The sequence below is a fragment of the Duganella sp. Leaf126 genome, assembly GCF_001423125.1.
In the GTDB taxonomy this organism is placed as follows: domain Bacteria; phylum Pseudomonadota; class Gammaproteobacteria; order Burkholderiales; family Burkholderiaceae_D; genus Rugamonas.
The window spans coordinates 14,244-32,489 of the sequence record NZ_LMNW01000012.1; the positions used below are offsets into that span (position 1 = coordinate 14,244).

10 protein-coding genes are annotated in these 18,246 nt (G+C 67.7%); 7 read left to right on the forward strand and 3 right to left on the reverse strand.

Annotation, left to right across the window (positions count from 1 at the left end; translation table 11 throughout):
• Positions 1-1,365, reverse strand: a complete 1,365-nt coding sequence (locus tag ASF61_RS07850; protein WP_229205759.1) for a M4 family metallopeptidase — start codon at positions 1,363-1,365, stop codon at positions 1-3.
• A gap of 142 nt (positions 1,366-1,507) precedes the next feature.
• On the opposite strand from ASF61_RS07850, the gene ASF61_RS07855 reads away from it, so the two are divergent.
• From ASF61_RS07855 to sppA, 3 genes are all read left to right on the forward strand, one after another.
• The gene (locus ASF61_RS07855; protein ID WP_056153605.1) at positions 1,508-3,142 is read left to right on the forward strand and encodes an ATP-binding domain-containing protein; all 1,635 of its coding nucleotides are present in this window, start codon (positions 1,508-1,510) and stop codon (positions 3,140-3,142) included.
• A 63-nt stretch (positions 3,143-3,205) separates the two neighbouring features.
• Positions 3,206-4,690 (forward strand): sodium:solute symporter, encoded by a 1,485-nt coding sequence (locus ASF61_RS07860; protein WP_056153608.1) that lies wholly within the window; start codon positions 3,206-3,208, stop codon positions 4,688-4,690.
• 24 nt (positions 4,691-4,714) lie between these two features.
• Complete coding sequence (gene sppA / locus ASF61_RS07865) at positions 4,715-6,598, forward strand: signal peptide peptidase SppA (protein ID WP_056153610.1); 1,884 nt, start codon at positions 4,715-4,717, stop codon at positions 6,596-6,598.
• A gap of 55 nt (positions 6,599-6,653) precedes the next feature.
• On the opposite strand, the gene ASF61_RS07870 is transcribed toward sppA, so the two are convergent.
• Both ASF61_RS07870 and ASF61_RS07875 read right to left on the reverse strand, forming a co-directional pair.
• Complete coding sequence (locus ASF61_RS07870; protein ID WP_056153613.1) at positions 6,654-7,949, reverse strand: HAMP domain-containing sensor histidine kinase; 1,296 nt, start codon at positions 7,947-7,949, stop codon at positions 6,654-6,656.
• The gene (locus ASF61_RS07875; RefSeq protein ID WP_056153616.1) at positions 7,946-8,689 is read right to left on the reverse strand and encodes a response regulator transcription factor; all 744 of its coding nucleotides are present in this window, start codon (positions 8,687-8,689) and stop codon (positions 7,946-7,948) included. The genes ASF61_RS07870 and ASF61_RS07875 overlap by 4 nt, the downstream gene beginning before the upstream one ends.
• 266 nt (positions 8,690-8,955) lie before the next feature.
• Between ASF61_RS07875 and ASF61_RS07880 the strand changes: the two genes are divergently transcribed.
• Genes ASF61_RS07880 through ASF61_RS07895 form a run of 4 tightly spaced genes read left to right on the forward strand, consistent with a single transcriptional unit; the run spans position 8,956 to position 18,246 of the window.
• The gene (locus tag ASF61_RS07880; RefSeq protein WP_056153620.1) at positions 8,956-10,296 is read left to right on the forward strand and encodes an MdtA/MuxA family multidrug efflux RND transporter periplasmic adaptor subunit; all 1,341 of its coding nucleotides are present in this window, start codon (positions 8,956-8,958) and stop codon (positions 10,294-10,296) included.
• Positions 10,297-10,319: 23 nt separating this feature from the next.
• A complete protein-coding gene (locus tag ASF61_RS07885; protein ID WP_056153624.1) occupies positions 10,320-13,448 on the forward strand; it encodes an efflux RND transporter permease subunit in 3,129 nt (1,042 codons plus the stop codon).
• A complete protein-coding gene (locus ASF61_RS07890) occupies positions 13,445-16,795 on the forward strand; it encodes an efflux RND transporter permease subunit (RefSeq protein ID WP_056153628.1) in 3,351 nt (1,116 codons plus the stop codon). Before ASF61_RS07885 ends, ASF61_RS07890 begins: the two co-directional genes overlap by 4 nt.
• A complete protein-coding gene (locus tag ASF61_RS07895) occupies positions 16,792-18,246 on the forward strand; it encodes an efflux transporter outer membrane subunit (protein ID WP_056153632.1) in 1,455 nt (484 codons plus the stop codon). The genes ASF61_RS07890 and ASF61_RS07895 overlap by 4 nt, the downstream gene beginning before the upstream one ends.

Below are 18,246 nucleotides of genomic sequence, written 5' to 3' on the forward strand. Positions count from 1 at the left end.
TCATCTCCCCTCAAGTTCGTTGACCCCCACCAGCTGCCATGCCGACTGCACGGCGCGCTGCACGCTGCTGCCGGCGCCGTAGAGGCGGGCAGCTGAGCGGCCCGTGGCGCGCGCCATGTCGGCAAACGTGGCGGTCGGCGTAAGAAGCGCCAGGGCGTGATACCAGATCGGCGCCGCGCGGTCCCAGGCGTGGCCGCCGAGCGCCATGCACAGCGCGTAAAACGCGTGATTGGGAATGCCCGAATTGGTGTGCACGGCGCCGTCCGCCACGTAGGCGGCCAGCGTTTTCGGCTGATCGTCGCCGGACCAGGTCAGTTCCCGGTTACCGGGATCGGCCAGCGAGCGCAGCGCCTTGCCGACGCCAGGCCCCATGATGCCATGACCGATCAGCCAGTCCGCTTCGCCCACCGATTGTCCCAGCGACCACTGTTTCACGACGCTGCCGAACACGTCGGCAATCGATTCGTTGAGCGCGCCGCTTTGACCTTCGTAGTCGAGGCCGCCCGGCACTGCGTACTGGATCAGGCCGTGCGTCAGCTCGTGGGCGATCACGTCGATGCAGCGTGTAAAGCCGATAAATGATTTGCCGTCGCCGTCGCCATACACCATCTGGTCACCGTTCCAGAACGCGTTGTTGAAGTGCTGCTGATAATGGATGGTGGAATCGAGCCTGCGCCCGCGGCCATCGATGGAATCGCGGTTGAAAACGGCGCGCAGGAAATCGTAGGTGATGCCGGCGCCGTCGTAAGCCTGGTTGGCCTGCTGGTCCGGCACCGCCTGCCCACCCTCCGCGCGCAGCAGGGTGCCGGGCAGCCTGCCCAGCTGCCCGGCGTCGTATACGCCGCGCTGCTTGCCCAAGTGAGACTCGTTGGACAGCGCGGGCGCCAGCGCGTTCACCCGCGCCAAGCCGCGCGCGTCCGCTACGCCGGCTGGCGCCGTGTCCGCCAGTGAGGATGCAGCTGCGGTGGCAGGGAATCCGGTGGCGGCAGGCGTGGTGGAACGGGACGTCCTGGCGGCGGCCGCTGTTGCCGTTACCTGGGGAACGCCCCGCGTGGGAACGACCGCCGTGGTAACAGGCCCTGTGGCAACGGGCCCTGTGGTAACGGGCCCTGTAGAAACGGTCGCCGTGGAAACGGCTCCCGTAGCAGCCGCCGTTAAAACGGCCGTCGTGGCAGCGGCCGCCGTGGCAGCGGATCCGCTCGACACCGTCGCCGCGCCAGCAAGCCGGCGCCGGTCGCGCAGCCGGGCCGACAGCGCGGCCTGGTCGAGCAGGTCGCAGCGTTCGGCCTCGCTGCAAGCGGCTGCCGCCAGCTGGCGCAGCATGTGCGGAGGAATAATGCAGCAGGTGCAGGGATGATGTGCCATGACGACCTCCTCTGAACGTGGTGGGTCCGTTATACCGCGTTGTTGCCTGCCTGAGTGCGCCGACCGGCCGCACAATTCGTCAGGATCAAGCCGATTGCGCGCTTTGTCTTACAATGAATTTTTCCCTCGACCGCATCCCCCCATGGCCCACATCCACCCCACTGGCTGGCAGGAAATGTCCGTCACCGGCACTGCCGCGCGTGAAATCGAAACCCTGTCTTACCTGGAAGCCACGCTGGCCGACCTGCCGTACCGCGTCTATCACGGTGTGCACTGGACCAATGTCGAGCAGGGTTTTTCCGTGTATGGCGAGATCGACTTCATCCTGGTCGCGCCCAACGGCCGGCTGTTGCTGATCGAACAGAAGTCGGGTTTCCTGAGCGAGACGCCTGATGGCCTGATCCGCAACTACGAGGGCAAGCCGCGCAAGGTGGCCAACCACATCCTGCGCTCGATCAAGGGACTGACCGAGCGCTTCGGCAGCCCGCTGTCGGTCGATTACCTGCTGTATTGCCCCGACTACACGGTGCGCAACCCGAATCTGGCCGGCATCGATCCGCGCCACATCATCGACGCCCGCAGCAAGGGCAGGCTGGCGCAGGTAATCCGCGAAACGCTGCCGGTCGATGGCGCGCCGCCCGGCGAGCAGTTCGACAAGGTCACGCGCTTCCTGTCCAATATGCTGAGCCTGCGGCCCGACCCGAGCTCGATGATCGGCAACGCGGCCGGCCTGGTGGCGCGGCTGTCGGGCGGCCTGTCCACCTGGGCGCGGCGGCTCGACTTTGCGCCGTTCCGCCTGCACGTCAAGGGCACGGCTGGCAGCGGCAAGACCCAGCTGGCGCTGGCCGAATACACGGCCGCCATCGACGCCGGTCTGAAGCCGCTGTACGTGTGCTTCAACCGGCCGCTGGCCGACCATATCGAAACACTGGTGCCGCCCGGCGGCCGCGTGACGTCGTTCCACATGCTCAGCGATGCGTTCGCGCGCGCCCGGGGCCAGATTCCCGACTACACCGCGGCCGACGTCTGGGACCGGATCGAGGCGCGCATGACCGCTGCCGAGCTGCCGCCGGACTGGCAATACGATGTGCTGATCGTGGACGAGGGCCAGGATTTTTCGCCGGCCTGGTGCGACATCCTGCTGCGCATGCTCAAACCCGAGGGCAGGGCGATCTGGCTCGAAGACCCGAACCAGAACCTGTACGGCCGCGAACCGGTGCCGCTGCCGGGCTGGGTCACGCTGCACTCGGACACCAACTACCGCAGCCCGCGCCAGATCATCGACATGCTGACGTCGATCGGCGCCGTGCGCGAACCGGTGGAGGCGGGCAGCCCGTTCCGCGGCGCCGACATCGAGGAGCTCGTGTATCCGGATGGCGATACCGACGCCATGCTGGCGCAAACCCGGCGCGCGGTCACCAGCTGCCTGGCGGCAGGCTTCGCCCGCCACGACATCGCCATCGCCTCGTTCCGCGGCCGCGACAAGTCGGTGATCCTGCACATGGATCAACTGAGCGACGCCCACACGCTGAAGTCCTTCACCGGCAATTACGACCTGTTCGGCACCCCCGAGTACCGGCCCGGCGGCCTGCTGGCCGAAACCGTGTACCGTTTCAAGGGGCAGTCGGCGCCGGCCATCATCTTCACGGAAATCGACTTCGACCACATCGACGAGCGGGTGCTGCGCAAGCTGTTCGTGGGCATGACGCGCGCGCGCCTGAAACTGGTGCTGGTGCTCAGCGAGCGCGCCGAGCAGCAGTTGCTGGACCGGATGTAAGCGTCGGCCCCGCCATGGCTGCACGGCGGCGGTGTATATTGTCGCCTTTTTGCCTGCTGCGCCATGTCTGCCGTTTCCCTGTTCTGTCTGGTGGTTGCCTATTTTGTCCTGCTGCTGGCCGTGGCGTGGCGCACGTCGCGCCACGCCGATAACGCCAGCTTCTTCATCGGTAACCGGCGCAGCAACTGGATGGTGGTGGCGTTCGGCATGGTGGGCACCACGCTGTCGGGCGTCACATTCATCAGCGTGCCGGGCGCGGTGGGCGCGGGCGGTTTCGGCTACCTGCAGGTGATCCTCGGCTATGTGCTCGGTTATATCGCCGTGGCCCTGATCCTGCTGCCGCTGTACTACCGCTTGCAGCTAACTTCGATCTACCACTACCTCGACCTGCGCCTTGGCGGCGGCGCCTACCGCAGCGGCTCTGCCTTCTTCATCCTCTCGCGCCTGCTCAGCGCCTCGGCGCGGCTCTACCTGGTGGTCCACATCCTGCACATCACCCTGCTCGATGGCATGGGTGTGCCGTTCTGGCTCACCACCGTGGCGATCCTGGCGATGATCATGCTCTACACGTTCCAGGGCGGCGTCAAGACCATCGTCTGGACCGACACGCTGCAGACGGCCGGCATGATCGTCGGGCTGCTGGCGTGCGCGGGCTGGCTGCTCCATGCGCTCGGTATCGGTCCGGTCGAGAGCCTGGCGCGCCTGCACGACGCCGGCCTCACGCGCTGGATCACCAGCGACACCGACAGCCCGGCCAACGTCTGGAAGCAGGTGCTGGCCGGCTTTTTCATCGTGCTGGCCATGACCGGCATGGACCAGGAAACGATGCAGAAGAATATCTCTATCAAGACCCTGCGCGACGCGCAAAAAAATATGCTGGTGCTGACCGTGATCCTGACGGCGGTGCTGGTGCTGTTCATGTTCCTCGGCGGTCTGCTGTCGCTGTATGCGCAGTCGGCAGGGCTGGCGGCCAGCGGCGACAAGCTGTTCCCGGCCGTGGTGATGGGCCACATGCCGGCCGTGCTGCAACTGCTGTTCTTCATCGGCCTGGTGTCGGCGCTGTTCCCCAGCGCCGATGGCGCCATGACCGCGCTGACCGCCACCTTCAGCCTCGACATCCTCGGCATCGAACGCCGTCCGGACCTCGATGAAGCGCACCGGGTACGGATCCGCCACCGCGTCCACCTGGCTTTTTGCGCGCTGTTCCTGCTGCTGGTGCTGCTGTTCAAGTGGATCGACAACGCCAGCATGGTGGGGCTGGTGCTCAAGCTGACCGGTTATACCTATGGACCGCTGCTCGGCCTGTTCGCCTTCGGCCTGCTGACGCAGCGCGCCGTGCGCAACCGCTGGGTGCCGTGGGTGGCGCTGGCCGGCCCGGCATTGTGCTACGTGGTCGATGTCAACCAGGCGGCGTTATTCGCGCACTACCGCATCGGGCTCGAACTGCTGGTGCTGAACGCCGCCCTGGTGTTTATCGGCCTGCTGCTGATCTCCACCCCTCGGCAAGCGACCCGACTTGCAGTATCATCGTCAACCATCCGCTTGTAAATTTCGCAATCACCTGGAGTCCTGATGGCCCGTTCACCGTTTTCCTACATTCGTAGCGGCTTTGCCTTCTTCTGGCGCATGCTCGACGCCGGCCGCCGCACGATCCTCAACCTGCTGTTCCTGGCCCTGCTGATCGTGCTGGCCGTGGCCATCTTCGGCGGCGGCGCCAAGCCGCTGGCGCCCAAGACCACGCTGGTGCTGGACCTGAAGGGCCAGCTGGTCGAACAGACCAGCGCCAGTCCGCGCGACGCGCTGCTGACCGGCGTGCAGGGCGGCGAAACGCTGCGCATGGTACAGCTGCGCGACGTGCTCAAGGTGCTCGACGCGGCTGCCAGGGATCCCGACATCGGCGGCGCCGTGCTGCTGACCGACGAGATGCAGGGCGGTGGCCCGGCCATGCTGCGCGAGGTGGCGTCGGCCATCGACCGCTTCAAGGCGTCCGGCAAGACCGTCGTGGCCTGGGGCACCCACTATGACCAGAACCAGTACCTGGTTGCCGCCCATGCCAACGAAGTCTATGTGCACCCGATGGGCATGGTCATGATCGAAGGTTACGGCCGCTATCGCAACTACTACCGCGATGCGCTCGACAAGCTGGGCGTGACCGTCAACCTGATGCGCGTGGGGACCTACAAGAGCTTTGCCGAACCGTATATCGCCAATGGCCCGTCGCCGGCAGCGGCCGAGGCAGACGCTTACCTGAACAACGCGCTGTGGGCGTCCTACACCGACAACGTGGAAAAGGCGCGCAAGCTGCCCAAGGGCCAGGTCATGAAGATGATCGACGAACTGCCGGCCCGCGTCACCGAGTTCAATGGCGACCTGGCCAAGATCACGCTGGCGGCCAAGCTGGTCGACGGCCTGAAGACCCGCGACGAGATCCGCGACCTGATGATCAAGCGCGGCGCCGCCGACGACGAGGGCAAGAGCTTCCGCCAGGTCAGCTTCGACGACTACCTGGCGCGCCAGTCCGAACCGATGACCGGCGACGCCATCGGCGTGGTCATTGCCCAGGGTTCGATCAGCGACGGCACGGCCGGTCCGGGCAGCATCGGCGGCGATTCCACCTCCAAGCTGATCCGCACGGCGCGGGAAGACAAGAATATCAAGGCCGTGGTGCTGCGCGTCGATTCGCCGGGCGGCAGCGCCTTCGCTTCGGAGCTGATCCGCCGTGAGCTGGAACTCACGCGCGCGGCCGGCAAGCCGGTGGTGGTCTCGATGGGCAATGTGGCCGCATCGGGCGGCTACTGGATCTCGATGTCGGCCGACGAAGTGATCGCCGAACCGAACACGATCACCGGCTCGATCGGCGTGTTTGCGATCCTGCCGACCGCTGAAAAAGTGGCCGACAAGCTGGGCATCCACTCGGCCGGCCAGCCGACCACCTGGCTCGGCGACGCCTACAACCCGCTGCGCCCGCTCGATCCGCGCTTCGTGCAGGTCATGCAGGGCAGCGTCAACCATATCTATGCCGACTTCACCACGCGCGCCGCGCGCGCCCGCAAGACCACGCCCGAGAAAATCGACGCCGTGGCCCAGGGCCGCGTATGGACCGGCGCCCAGGCGAAGGAGCGCAACCTGGTCGATACCCTGGGCAGCTACGGCGACGCCCTGGCCTCGGCCGCCAGGCGCGCCAGGCTGACCGGCTACCGCGTGGTGTACATCGAGCGCGAGATCAGCAAATTCGAGCGCGTGCTGGGCATGGTGGGCGGCACCGCCGCGCAGGCCGTCGGACAGTCGGTCGCCAACGCGGTGGCGACCAAACTGAACCTGGGCGTCACCGCTGCCACCGGCCTGCCGCCGGGCGCCGCCAACGGCGTGGCGCAGGACATGGCGTGGCTGGCCGACGTCAAGGCGTCGCGCAAGCCGTTCACGGTGGTGACGCACTGCCTGTGCGAAGTGCCGTAGGTCGAAGTACCCGTCACCGTTACGCCGTCATCCGCGCCTGCGCGGGGATGACGTGTCAACCCTGCGCAGCTAGCGGCAATGTGATCTCGAAACAGCTGCCGCCGTCCGCACGCACGATGCAGCGCGCGTCACCGCCATGGCGGCGCGCGATTTGCCGGATCAGCGCCAGGCCCAGTCCCGCACCGCTGTTGTCGCGCGTGTTGCGGCGCCGGTAAAACGGTGCGAACACGCGTTCGAATTCCTCTTCCGGTATGCCCGGTCCCTGATCCCACACCAGCAAGCGCGCCATGCCCTGTTCGGCAGCGATGGTCATGTGCACCGGCGGCACGCCGTGGCGGTAGGCGTTTTCCAGCAGGTTGCGCAGCATGCGGCGCAGCAGGCGCGGGTCGCCCTGCAGCACGGCCGACGCGCCATCGAGCAGCGCTTCGTCATAGCGCGCGCATTCCTCGGCCGCCAGCGCCAGCAGGTCGAGTTCCTCGTGCCGGGTGGTGTCGGCCAGCGCACCGAGGCGGCTGGCCAGCAGGATTTCATCGAGCAGGTCGTTCAGTTCGGCGATGTCCTGTTCCAGCCCGTCGCGGCGCTTCGGATCGACGTTGTCCTTGACCAGTTCCAGCGCCAGGCGGATGCGCGCCAGCGGCGTGCGCAATTCGTGCGACGCGTTGGCCAGCAGGGTCTTGTGGGCGCCCACCAGCTGCTCGATCTGGTCGGCGGCACCGTTGAAGCTGCGCGCCAGGCGCGCCACCTCGTCGTTGCCTTCCACCTTGACGCGGGCGGTCAGGTCGCCGGCGCCCAGCGACTCCACGCCCTGCTGCAACCGTTCCAGGCGCTTGGTCAGCCGGCGCACCAGCGGGAAAGCCGCCACGCCGATCACCAGCGCCAGCATCAGCATGGTGTTCTGCAGCGCCGCCTTGGGGCGGATGAAGCCGAGCGGCTCGCTCGACAGCAGGCGCCGGCCGTCGGGCAGGCGCACATACGATTCCGGCGGCGGCCCGGTGATGCCGTGCTGGCGCCAGTGGCGCGCCGGGATCAGGTCGCCGACCACGGCCAGCGGCCGCCAGTCGCGGGTATATAAGGTCATGTGGGCGTTCAGGCCTGCGGCCACCCGTTCCAGCGCGGCCTGCTGCTGCGCACGGGGCGCATCGGCCGGCGCCAGCACGTTCATCATCACGCGCGAGAGCGTGGCGTTGGAGCGTTCGAGCGGCCCGCCTGCGCGGCCCCACGACTGCAGCACGGCGATGGCGAACAGCAGCAGCACCACCAGCAAGGCCAAATAAAAGCTGAAGTACAGGCGCGGCAGACCGCGCGAGAAGCGCTGCAGCAGGCCGGCAGCCGGGGGCGGGGGTGCGCTCAATCCTGCACCTTGGCGAACAGGTAGCCGGCGCCGCGCACGGTGATGATGCGGCGCGGCTTTTTCGGATCGTCCTCGACGGCGGCGCGGATGCGCGACATGTGGACATCGATCGAGCGGTCGAACGCCTCGATCGGCTCGCCCTTGAGCAGTTCCATCAGGCTGTCGCGCGACAGTACCCGGCCCGCGTGGCGCGCCAGCACCAGCAGCAGGTCGAACTGGTAGGCGGTCAGCTCGCACGGCACGCCGTCGAGCCGCGCCGCGTGGGCAGCCGCATCGATTTCAAGCCGGCCGAAGCGCAGGAAGTCGCTGCTGCCGGCCGGCCCGCCTGCCATGCGCTGCTGGTCGGCACGGCCCAGGCCCAGGTCCACGCGGCGGCGCAGGATGGCGCGCAGGCGCGCCAGTAGCTCGCGCGGTTCGAATGGCTTGGGCAGGTAGTCGTCGGCGCCCATCTCCAGGCCGACGATGCGGTCGATGGCGTCGCCGCGCGCGGTGAGCATCAGCGCCGGCACGTCGGACACGGCGCGCACCTGGCGGCAGACTTCGAGGCCGTCCATGTCGGGCAGCATCAGGTCGAGGATCACGGCGTCGGCCTGGCCGGCGGCGATGTGCACCACGGCGTCGCGCCCGTTCGGTGCATGGGTTACGCGAAAGCCGGCCTGCGCCAGGTATTCGGTCAGCATGTCGGCCAGGCGCGGGTCGTCTTCGACCAGCAGGATGCGGTTGGCGGTATCGGTCGTCATCGGATTATTTTACAGCGTCGCCGCCGCAGTTTGAGCGTGGCACGATTGTGCCGGGCGCCGGTATCGCGCCGATGTCGGGGACGTAAAGAAATGTAAAGCGAACCAGTCAAAATGTGACCGAAGTCCTTGATCGTTCAGGCTTTTGTAGCGAGTTTGTATCGGCCGCCCGCACGCCACTGACAGCGCTGGGGCCATGTGCTAGAGTCCACGCATTCTGAGACCGTGACGGTCTGTCGTGGACCAGCCAGCATACAACAGGGATAACAATGGAAACACCAGCCAAGCCGAATTCGCACCTTGATCCAGCCGCCGGCCGCCGGCCCAAAAGCCGCCGCGCCAAAGTCATCGGCGGCGTGATCGCCGTGGCGGCGATGGCAGGATTGGGTGGCCTGGCGTGGTACCTGACCCACCAGCCGCCGGCAGCAATGCCCGGTGCGCCCGCCGGCGCCGGCGGCCCCGGTGGCGGCGCCGGCGCCGGCGGGCGGCGCGGCATGCCGGCCACCACGGTCGGCGTGGCGACGGCCGAAAAGGCCGACATTCCGGTCACGCTCGAGGCGCTGGGCACGGTCACTGCCGCCACCACCACCACGGTGCGCCCGCAGGTATCGGGCATTCTGCAAAAGGTGCTGTTCAAGGAAGGCCAGATGGTCAAGGCCGGCCAGGTGCTGGCGCAGATCGATCCGCGCCAGTTCGAGATGGCGCTGCTGCAGGCCAGCGGCCAGCGCCAGCGCGACGAGGCGCAACTGGAAAACGCCAGGCTCACGCTGGAGCGCTACAACACGCTGCTCAAGCAGGACTCGATCGCGCGCCAGGACGTCGATACCCAGGCGGCGCTGGTCAAGCAGCTTGAAGGCACGGTGATGACCGACCGCGCTGCCGAGGGCATGGCCCGGCTCAATCTCGGCTACACCAAGGTGATCGCGCCGATCAGCGGGCGCGTGGGCCTGCGCGTGGTCGACATCGGCAACCTGGTCGGCTCCGGCGACGCCAACGGCATCGCCCTGATCACGCAGGTCTCGCCGATCGATGTCGAATTCGCGATCCCGCAGGACACCGTGCCCAGGCTGATGCAGCGCATCGGCGAGACCGCACCGCTGCCGGCGGTTGCGCTCGACCGCACCCGCACCAACACGCTGGCCAGCGGCAAGTTCGCAGCACTCGACAACCAGGTCGATACCCAGACCGGCACCGTCAAGGCCAAGGCGCGCTTCGACAACGACAAATCGGCGCTGTTCCCGAGCCAGTTCGTCAACGTGCGGCTGGAACTGCGTACCATCAAGGACGCCGTCATGGTGCCGGTCAACGCCGTGCGCCACGGCGCCAAGGGCGACTTCGTCTGGGTGCTCAAGCAGGACCGCACCGTCACCATGCGCAGCATCACGCGCGGCGAGGCCACGGTGGACACGGTGCAGATCGCCAGCGGCCTGCAGGCCGGCGAAAAGGTGATCACCGAAGGCGCCGACCGCCTGAAGGAGGGCGCCAAGGTCACGCTGCCGGGCGCCGGCAGCCACCATGGCGCTGCCGGTACTGCCGGAGCGAAAGGGGCTGACGGTGCCGCGCCGGCCGGCGAGCACCGCCGCCGCAAAGAGCAGGCTGCGGCGCAATAATGAGTGAACCGACGAGTAACTCGATGAGTCCATCCGCTCCCTTCATCCAGCGACCGGTGGCAACGTCGCTGCTGATGCTAGCCATCGTGCTGGCCGGCCTGGTGGGCTTCAAGTTCCTGCCGCTGTCCGCGCTGCCGCAGGTCGATTTCCCCACCATCCAGGTGCAGACGCTGTACCCGGGCGGCAGCCCCGAGGTGATGGGCCAGACCGTCACCGCGCCGCTCGAGCGCCAGTTCGGCCAGATGGCCGGCCTGCAGCGCATGAGTTCCACCAGCGCCGCCGGCGTCTCCATCATCACCCTGCAGTTCGGGCTGGGGCAGACGCTCGACGTCGCCGAGCAGGAGGTGCAGGCAGCCATCAACGCCGGCGGCTCGCTGCTGCCGACCGACCTGCCGGCGCCGCCCGTGTATGCCAAGGTGAACCCGGCCGACGCGCCGGTGCTCACGCTGGCCATCACCTCGGACACGGTGCCGCTGACGGAAGTGCAGAACATCGTCAACACCCGGCTGGCGCTGAAGATTTCGCAGGTGTCCGGCGTGGGCCTGGTCACCCTGAGCGGCGGCCAGCGGCCGGCGGTGCGGATCCAGGCCGATACCGATCTGCTGGCGTCGTACGGGCTCGGGCTCGACACCCTGCGCACGGTGATCTCGTCCTCGAACTCCAACGGCGCCAAGGGCAGCTTCGACGGTCCCACGCGCGCCTACACCATCAACGCCAACGACCAGCTGGTCACGGCCAAGGATTACCGCGACCTGGTGCTGACCTACAAGAACGGCGCGCCGGTGCGTCTGACCGACGTGGCGCAGGTGGTCGACAGCGCCGAAAACGTCGAGCTGGGCGCCTGGGCCGGTTCGCAGCGCGATATCCGGCAAGCGATCATCCTCAACGTGCAGCGCCAGCCCGGCGCCAACGTGATCGCCACCGTGGACGCCATCAAGGCGCGCCTGCCGGAGCTCGAAGCCGGGCTGCCTGGCGCGATCAAGGTCGAGGTGCTGAGCGACCGCACCACCGGCATCCGCGCGTCGGTCGAACACGTGGGCATCGAGCTGCTGCTGGCCGTGGTGCTGGTGGTGCTGGTGATTTTCGCCTTCCTGCACAGCCTGCGCGCCACCGTGATCGCCAGCCTGTCGGTGCCGATCTCGCTGATCGGCACCTGCGGCGTGATGTACCTGCTCGGCTACAGCCTGAACAACCTGTCGCTGATGGCGCTGACGATCGCCACCGGCTTCGTGGTCGATGACGCCATCGTCATGATCGAAAATATCGCCCGCTACATCGAGGAAGGCGATACGCCGATGGCGGCCGCCCTGCGCGGCGCCAAGCAGATCGGCTTTACCATCATCTCGCTGACCGTCTCGCTGATCGCGGTGCTGATCCCGCTGCTGTTCATGGGGGACGTGGTCGGCCGCCTGTTCCGCGAGTTTGCGATGGCGCTGGCGATCACCATCCTGATTTCGGCCGTGGTGTCGCTGACGCTGGTGCCGATGATGTCGGGCCGCTGGCTCAAGGCGCACGGCGAGGAAAAGCCGGGCCGCTTCGCCCTGCGGTTCCAGCATTTCTTCGACTGGGTGGTCGGTCACTACGACCGCTCGCTGACCTGGGTGATCGCGCGCAGCGGCCTGACCCTGCTGGTCGCGCTGGGCACCATGCTGCTCACGGTCGTGCTGTACATCGTGATTCCGAAAGGGCTGTTCCCGACCCAGGACACGGGTCAGCTGCAGGCGCGCCTGGAGACCGGCAAGGCCGTCTCGTACACGCGCATGGCCGATCTGCAGCAGCAGGCCGCGCGCGCCATCCTCGCAGATCCGGCCGTCGGTACGCTCAGTTCCGTGGTCGGGGTGGATGCCGCCAACAACAGCATGCTCCACACCGGCAGCATGCTGATCAACCTGAAACGCGACCGCAGCGGCAACCAGCAGGAGATCATGGACCGCCTGCGCCAGCGCGTGGCGCAGATCCCGGGCATGACGCTGTACCTGCAGCCGACCCAGGACCTGACCATCGACGCCGAAACCGGCCCCACGCAGTTCCGCGTGTCGATCGAGGGCGCCGACAACGCCACCGTCAACGAATGGGCCACCAAGCTGGCCGAGCAGATGCGCACCAAGCATGAATTGCGCAACGTGGTCTCCGACGTGGACGCCAGCGCCAATGCCGCCTATATCTCGATCGACCGCGACACCGCCTCGCGGCTGTCCGTGACCGCCGCGTCGATCGACGATGCGCTCTACAGCGCTTTCGGCCAGCGCATCGTCTCAACCATTTTCACGGAGACCAACCAGTACCGCGTGATCCTGGAAGCGAAGACCGGTTCCATCACCAATCCCCAGGATCTGGCCAACCTGCAGCTGCGGACCGGCTCGGGCAAGGCCACGCCGCTGTCGGCGGTGGCCACCATCAGCGAGCGTCCGGCGCCGCTGCAGGTCACCCACGTGGCGCAGTATCCGGCCACCACGCTTGGCTTCGACACGGCCAGCGGCGTGTCGCTGGGTACGGCGGTCGATGCGATCCGCCAGGCGGCGGTCGAGATCAAGTTCCCGCCATCGGTGACCATGACCTTCCTCGGCGCCTCGGGCGCTTACCAGAATTCGCTGTCCAACCAGCTGTGGCTGATCCTGGCGGCGGTGGTGTGCGTGTACATCGTGCTCGGCGTGCTGTACGAAAGCTACGTCCATCCGCTGACCATCCTGTCCACGCTGCCGTCGGCCGGCGTGGGCGCGCTGCTGGCGCTGATGCTGACGGGCCAGGACCTCGACGTGATCGGCATCATCGGCATCATCCTCCTGATCGGCATCGTCAAGAAGAACGCGATCATGATGATCGACTTTGCCATCGAGGCCGAACGTGAAGGCGGCAAGCCGCCGCGCGAAGCGATCCACCAGGCCGCGCTGCTGCGCTTCCGTCCCATCATCATGACCACGCTGGCGGCGTTGTTTGCAGCCGTGCCGCTGATGCTGGGCTGGGGCGAGGGGGCCGAACTGCGTCGCCCGCTGGGCCTGGCCATCTTCGGCGGCCTGATCGTCAGCCAGCTGCTGACGCTGTTCACCACGCCCGTGATCTACCTGGCGTTCGACAGCCTGGGCCGCCGCTTCGGCGGCCGCCGGCGGCCCCCGCACGATGAGGGGTATCCGGTCGAAGGCGGTGCGCTGTGAACTTGTCGTCGCCGTTCGTCAAGCGCCCGATCGCCACCGTCCTGCTGACGATCGGCCTGGCGCTGGCGGGCATCGGCGCGTTCTTCGTGCTGCCGGTGGCGCCGCTGCCGCAGGTGGACTTCCCGATCATCTCGGTGTCGGCCAGCCTGCCGGGCGCCAGTCCGGAGACCATGGCTTCGAGCGTGGCCACTCCGCTCGAGCGCCATCTGGGCGTGATTTCCGGGGTCAACGAGATGACGTCGAGCTCGAACACGGGCAGCGCCAACGTCACGCTGCAGTTCGACCTCAATCGGAATGTCGATTCGGTGGCGCGCGAAGTGCAGGCGGCGATCAACGCCAGCCGCGTGGATTTGCCGGCCACGCTGCGCAGCAACCCGACCTACCGCAAGGCCAATACGTCGGGCGCACCCGTAATGATCCTGGCGCTGACCTCGAAAACGCGCACGCCGGGCCAGATCTACGACGCCGTCTCCAACGTGGTCGTGCAGCGCCTGTCGCAGGTGCAGGGCATCGGCGACGTCGAACTGGGCGGCGGCTCGCTGCCGGCCGTCCGCGTCGAACTGAATCCGTTCGCGCTCAACAAGGTGGGGCTGTCGATGGAGGACGTGCGCGCCGCCATCCAGGCCACCAACGCCAACCGCCCGCGCGGCGCACTGCAGGGCAAAGGCCGCCGGCTGCAAATCTATACCGAATCGGTGAACGGGGAGGGCGGCCGCAGCGCCGCCAACTACCGCAAGCTGGTGGTGGGCTGGCGCGACGGCGTCGCCATCCGGCTCGAGGACGTGGCCGAGGTGGTCGATGGCGTGGAAGACCAGAACAATCTGGGCCTGTTCAACGGCCAGCCGGCCATCATCGTGCTGCTGCGTCCCCAGGCCGGCGCCAACGTGATCGAGACCGTGGACAGCGTGCGCGCCCAGCTGCCGTCGCTGCAGGCGCAGCTGCCGCCCGACGTGACGGTGTCGGTCGCCAGCGACAGCACCAATTCGATCCGCTCCTCGCTGCACGAGATCGAGATCACGCTGATCATCTCGATCCTGCTGGTGGTGCTGGTGGTGAGCGCCTTCCTGCGCAATCTGCGCGCCACCATCATTCCCGCAGTGGCCACCATCGTTTCGCTGCTGGGCACTTTCGGCGTGATGTATCTGCTCGGTTTCAGTCTCAACAACCTGTCGCTGATGGCGCTGACGGTGGCCACCGGCTTCGTGGTCGATGACGCCATCGTGGTGCTGGAAAACACCACGCGTCACATCGAGGACGGCATGGACCGCATGACGGCGGCGCTGCTCGGGGCGCGCGAGGTCGGCTTCACGGTGCTGTCGATCAGCCTGTCGCTGATCGCGGTCTTCATTCCGCTGCTGTTCATGGGCGGCCAGTTCGGCGCGCTGTTCAAGGAGTTTGCCGTCACGCTCTCGGCGGCGGTGATGATTTCGCTGCTGGTCTCGCTCACCACCACGCCGATGATGTGCGCCTGGCTGCTGCGCGCCGACCAGCACACGGCGCAGCCGGGCCGCATCGCGCGCGTGTTCGAGCGCGGCTTCGACCGCATCCTCAAGGGGTACGAGCATGGCCTGGACTGGGCACTGTCCAGCGTCTGGCTGGTGATGCTGGGATTGCTGTTCGTGGTGGGCCTGAACTTCTACCTGTTTGCGGCGATTCCGAAAGGCGGCTTCCCGCAGCAGGACACGGGCCAGATCAACGGCGGCATCCGCGCCGACCAGAGCATCTCGTTCCAGGCCATGCAGGGCAAGCTGCGCCAGCTGGTCAACATCATCAAGGACGATCCCGACGTGGCCACCGTGGTGGGCTTTACGGGGGGGCGGCGCGCCGGCGGCGGCTTCATGTTCATCAACCTGAAACCGGCCGACCAGCGCAGCGTGGCCGGCAACGCCGTGCTGGCGCGCCTGCGCCCCAAGCTGGCCAAGGTGACCGGCGTGAGCCTGTTCCTCAGTCCCGTGCAGGACTTGCGCTCGGGCGGCCGTTCGGCCAATGCCAATTACCAGTACACGCTCAAGAGCGATAACCAGGCCGACCTGAAAAAATGGGCGACGCGCCTGGCCGACGCCATGAAAAGCCAGCCGGGGCTGACCGATGTCGACAGCGACCAGGCCGAAAACGGCGTGGAAACCTATGTCACGGTGGACAAGGACAGCGCCGCGCGCCTGGGCATCACTTCGCGCGACATCGACAATGCGCTGTATAACAGCTTCGGCCAGCGCCAGGTGGCGACCATTTACGACGAGGTCAACCAGTACCACGTGATCATGGAAGTGGCGCGCGAATACAGCCGCAGTCCCGAGGCGCTCAAGGACGTGTATGTGCCGGCGAAAGGGCTGCCGTCGCCGACCGCCGCCAATCCGAGCGGCGCGCCGACCGCCAGCGTCGTCCCCGCCGCCGCCACTACCGGCACCACTACCGGCGCCACCGGCACTGCTGCCAGCGGCGCGCGGACCGGCACGACCGGCACCAGCGCGGCCAGCACCGGGCTGGCGGCCAATGTCTCGGCGCCGGCGGTGCGCGACGCCTCGTCCGGTTCCGCGCTCAGCACTTCGGCCACCACCATGGTGCCGCTGTCGGCCATCGCGAAGTTTGCCGAAAGTGCCACGGCCACCTCGATCAACCACCAGGACGGCGAGCTGGCCACCACCATCGCCTTCAACCTGGCCGACGGTGTCAGCCTGTCCGATGCGACGGTGCAGATCGCCGAGGCCGAAGCGGCGATCGGCTTGCCCAATAACGTGCGCGGCAGCTTCCAGGGATCGGCCAAGAGTGCGCAGGACAGCAACAAGGCCTTGCCGCTGCTGATCCTGGCCGCCATCGTGGTGATCTACATCGTGCTCGGCATCCTGTACGAAAGCCTGGTGCACCCGGTCACGGTGCTGACCACCTTGCCGTCGGCCGGCGTCGGGGCGGTGCTGGCGCTGCTGCTGTTCAAGATGGAGTTTTCGACCATCGCCCTGATCGGGATTTTCCTGCTGATCGGCATCGTCAAGAAAAACGCCATCCTGATCATCGACTTTGCGCTCGAGACCGAGCGCGCGCGCGGGCTGTCGCCGTTGGCCGCGGTGCGCGAGGCCTGCCTGCTGCGCTTCCGGCCGATCCTGATGACCACCGTGGCCGCTGCGCTGGGCGCGCTGCCGCTGGCGATCGGCTTCGGCGAAGGTTCCGAGCTGCGCCGCCCGCTCGGCGTGGCCATCGTCGGCGGCCTGATCGCCAGCCAGCTGCTGACCCTGTTTACCACGCCGGTCGTGTACATCCTGATGGACAAGCTGCGCCGCCGCAGCCCGTCCGAACAACAACTGAGCAGAATCCACGGCGAGCAGGCAACTGCGGCGCCGACCACACCATGAGCCCTCACGTCACCGTCAAATCTGTCTTCCGTCCCTCGACCATCCTGCTGGCCCTGGTGCCGGCAGTGCTGGCCACCGGCTGCGCGGTCGGTCCCGCCTACCGGGTGCCGGCCACGCCGAGCCCCGCCGCCTTCAAGGAAACCGTACCCGCCGCCGAGAAGGTGGCGGCCGGCTGGACCGAGGCGGCGCCGGCCGACATGCTCGAACGCGGCCCGTGGTGGCAGCTGTTCGGCGACGAGCAGCTGAACCAGATGGCCGCCAGCCTGGAAGTGACCAACCAGAACCTGGCCGTGGCGGCCGCCAATTACGCCCAGGCGCGCGCGCTGGTGGCCGAGCAGCGCGCGGCGCTGTTCCCGGTGGTGGACCTGTCCGGCAGCGGCAACCGTTCCGGCGGGGGCGGCGATACCCGCACCAGCACTGCCTACCGCGCCAGCATCGGCGCCAGCTGGGAGCCGGACGTGTGGGGCAAGCTGCGCGCGGGCGCCAGCAGCGCCGAGGCGAGCTTGCAGGCCAGTGCTGCCGACCTGGCTGCCGCGCGCCTGTCGGCCCAGGGCGAGCTGGCCGTCAACTACCTGTCGCTGCGCATGACCGACGCCCAGAAGCAGCTGCTCGACGCCACCACCGAAGGGTACGAACGCGTGCTGCAAATTACCAGCAACCGTTTCGAGGCGGGTGTCGCCGCCCGGTCCGACCTGCTGCAGGCGCAAACCCAGCTGGCCAACGCGCGCGTGACCCAGGTCACGCTGGTGCGCCAGCGCGCCGTGCTCGAACACGCGATCGCGGTGCTGCTCGGGCGCGCCGCCAGCGACTTCGCGATCGCGCCGGCCAGGTGGACCGTGGTGGTGCCGGACGTACCGACCGGCGTGCCCTCGACGCTGCTGCAGCGCCGGCCCGATATCGCTGCAGCCGAACGCCGGGTGGCCGTGGCCAACGCGCAGATCGGCATCGCGCGGGCCGCGTATTTCCCCAGCCTGACCCTGAGCGGATCCTACGGCTACGGCGCCGCCGCCACGGGCGGCCTGTTCAATGCGTCGAACAGCCTGTGGTCGCTGGGCCTGTCGGCGGCGCAAACGCTGTTTGACGCCGGCGCCATCAAGGCGCGCGTGGCCGGCGCCGAAGCCTCGCGCGACGCCGCCATCGCCAGCTACCGCCAGACCGTGCTGTCGGCATTCGCGGACGTGGAAAACCAGCTGTCGGCCACGCGGGCGCTGGCGCAGCAGCTGGAGTTGCAGCGCGCCGCGTCGGAAGCGGCCGACCAGGTCGAGGCGCAAATGCTCAACCGCTACCGGGCCGGCCAGGTCAGCTACACCGACGTGGTGACCGCGCAGACCACCGCGCTCAGCGCCCGCCGTGCGCTGATCCAGGCCCAGGGCGACCGCCAGACCACGGCGGTGGCGCTGATCCAGTCGCTCGGCGGCGGTTGGCATGCCGCTAGCGACAGCGGCCGCTGA

Bases quoted from the DNA above. Each gene is read 5' to 3' on its own strand.
- ASF61_RS07875 (WP_056153616.1), bottom strand. From the start codon at position 8,689: ATGACGACCGATACCGCCAACCGCATCCTGCTGGTCGAAGACGACCCG.
- ASF61_RS07860 (WP_056153608.1), top strand. From the start codon at position 3,206: ATGTCTGCCGTTTCCCTGTTCTGTCTGGTGGTTGCCTATTTTGTCCTG.
- ASF61_RS07885 (WP_056153624.1), top strand. From the start codon at position 10,320: ATGAGTCCATCCGCTCCCTTCATCCAGCGACCGGTGGCAACGTCGCTG.
- ASF61_RS07850 (WP_229205759.1), bottom strand. From the start codon at position 1,365: ATGGCACATCATCCCTGCACCTGCTGCATTATTCCTCCGCACATGCTG.
- ASF61_RS07895 (WP_056153632.1), top strand. From the start codon at position 16,792: ATGAGCCCTCACGTCACCGTCAAATCTGTCTTCCGTCCCTCGACCATC.
- ASF61_RS07880 (WP_056153620.1), top strand. From the start codon at position 8,956: ATGGAAACACCAGCCAAGCCGAATTCGCACCTTGATCCAGCCGCCGGC.
- ASF61_RS07855 (WP_056153605.1), top strand. From the start codon at position 1,508: ATGGCCCACATCCACCCCACTGGCTGGCAGGAAATGTCCGTCACCGGC.
- sppA (WP_056153610.1), top strand. From the start codon at position 4,715: ATGGCCCGTTCACCGTTTTCCTACATTCGTAGCGGCTTTGCCTTCTTC.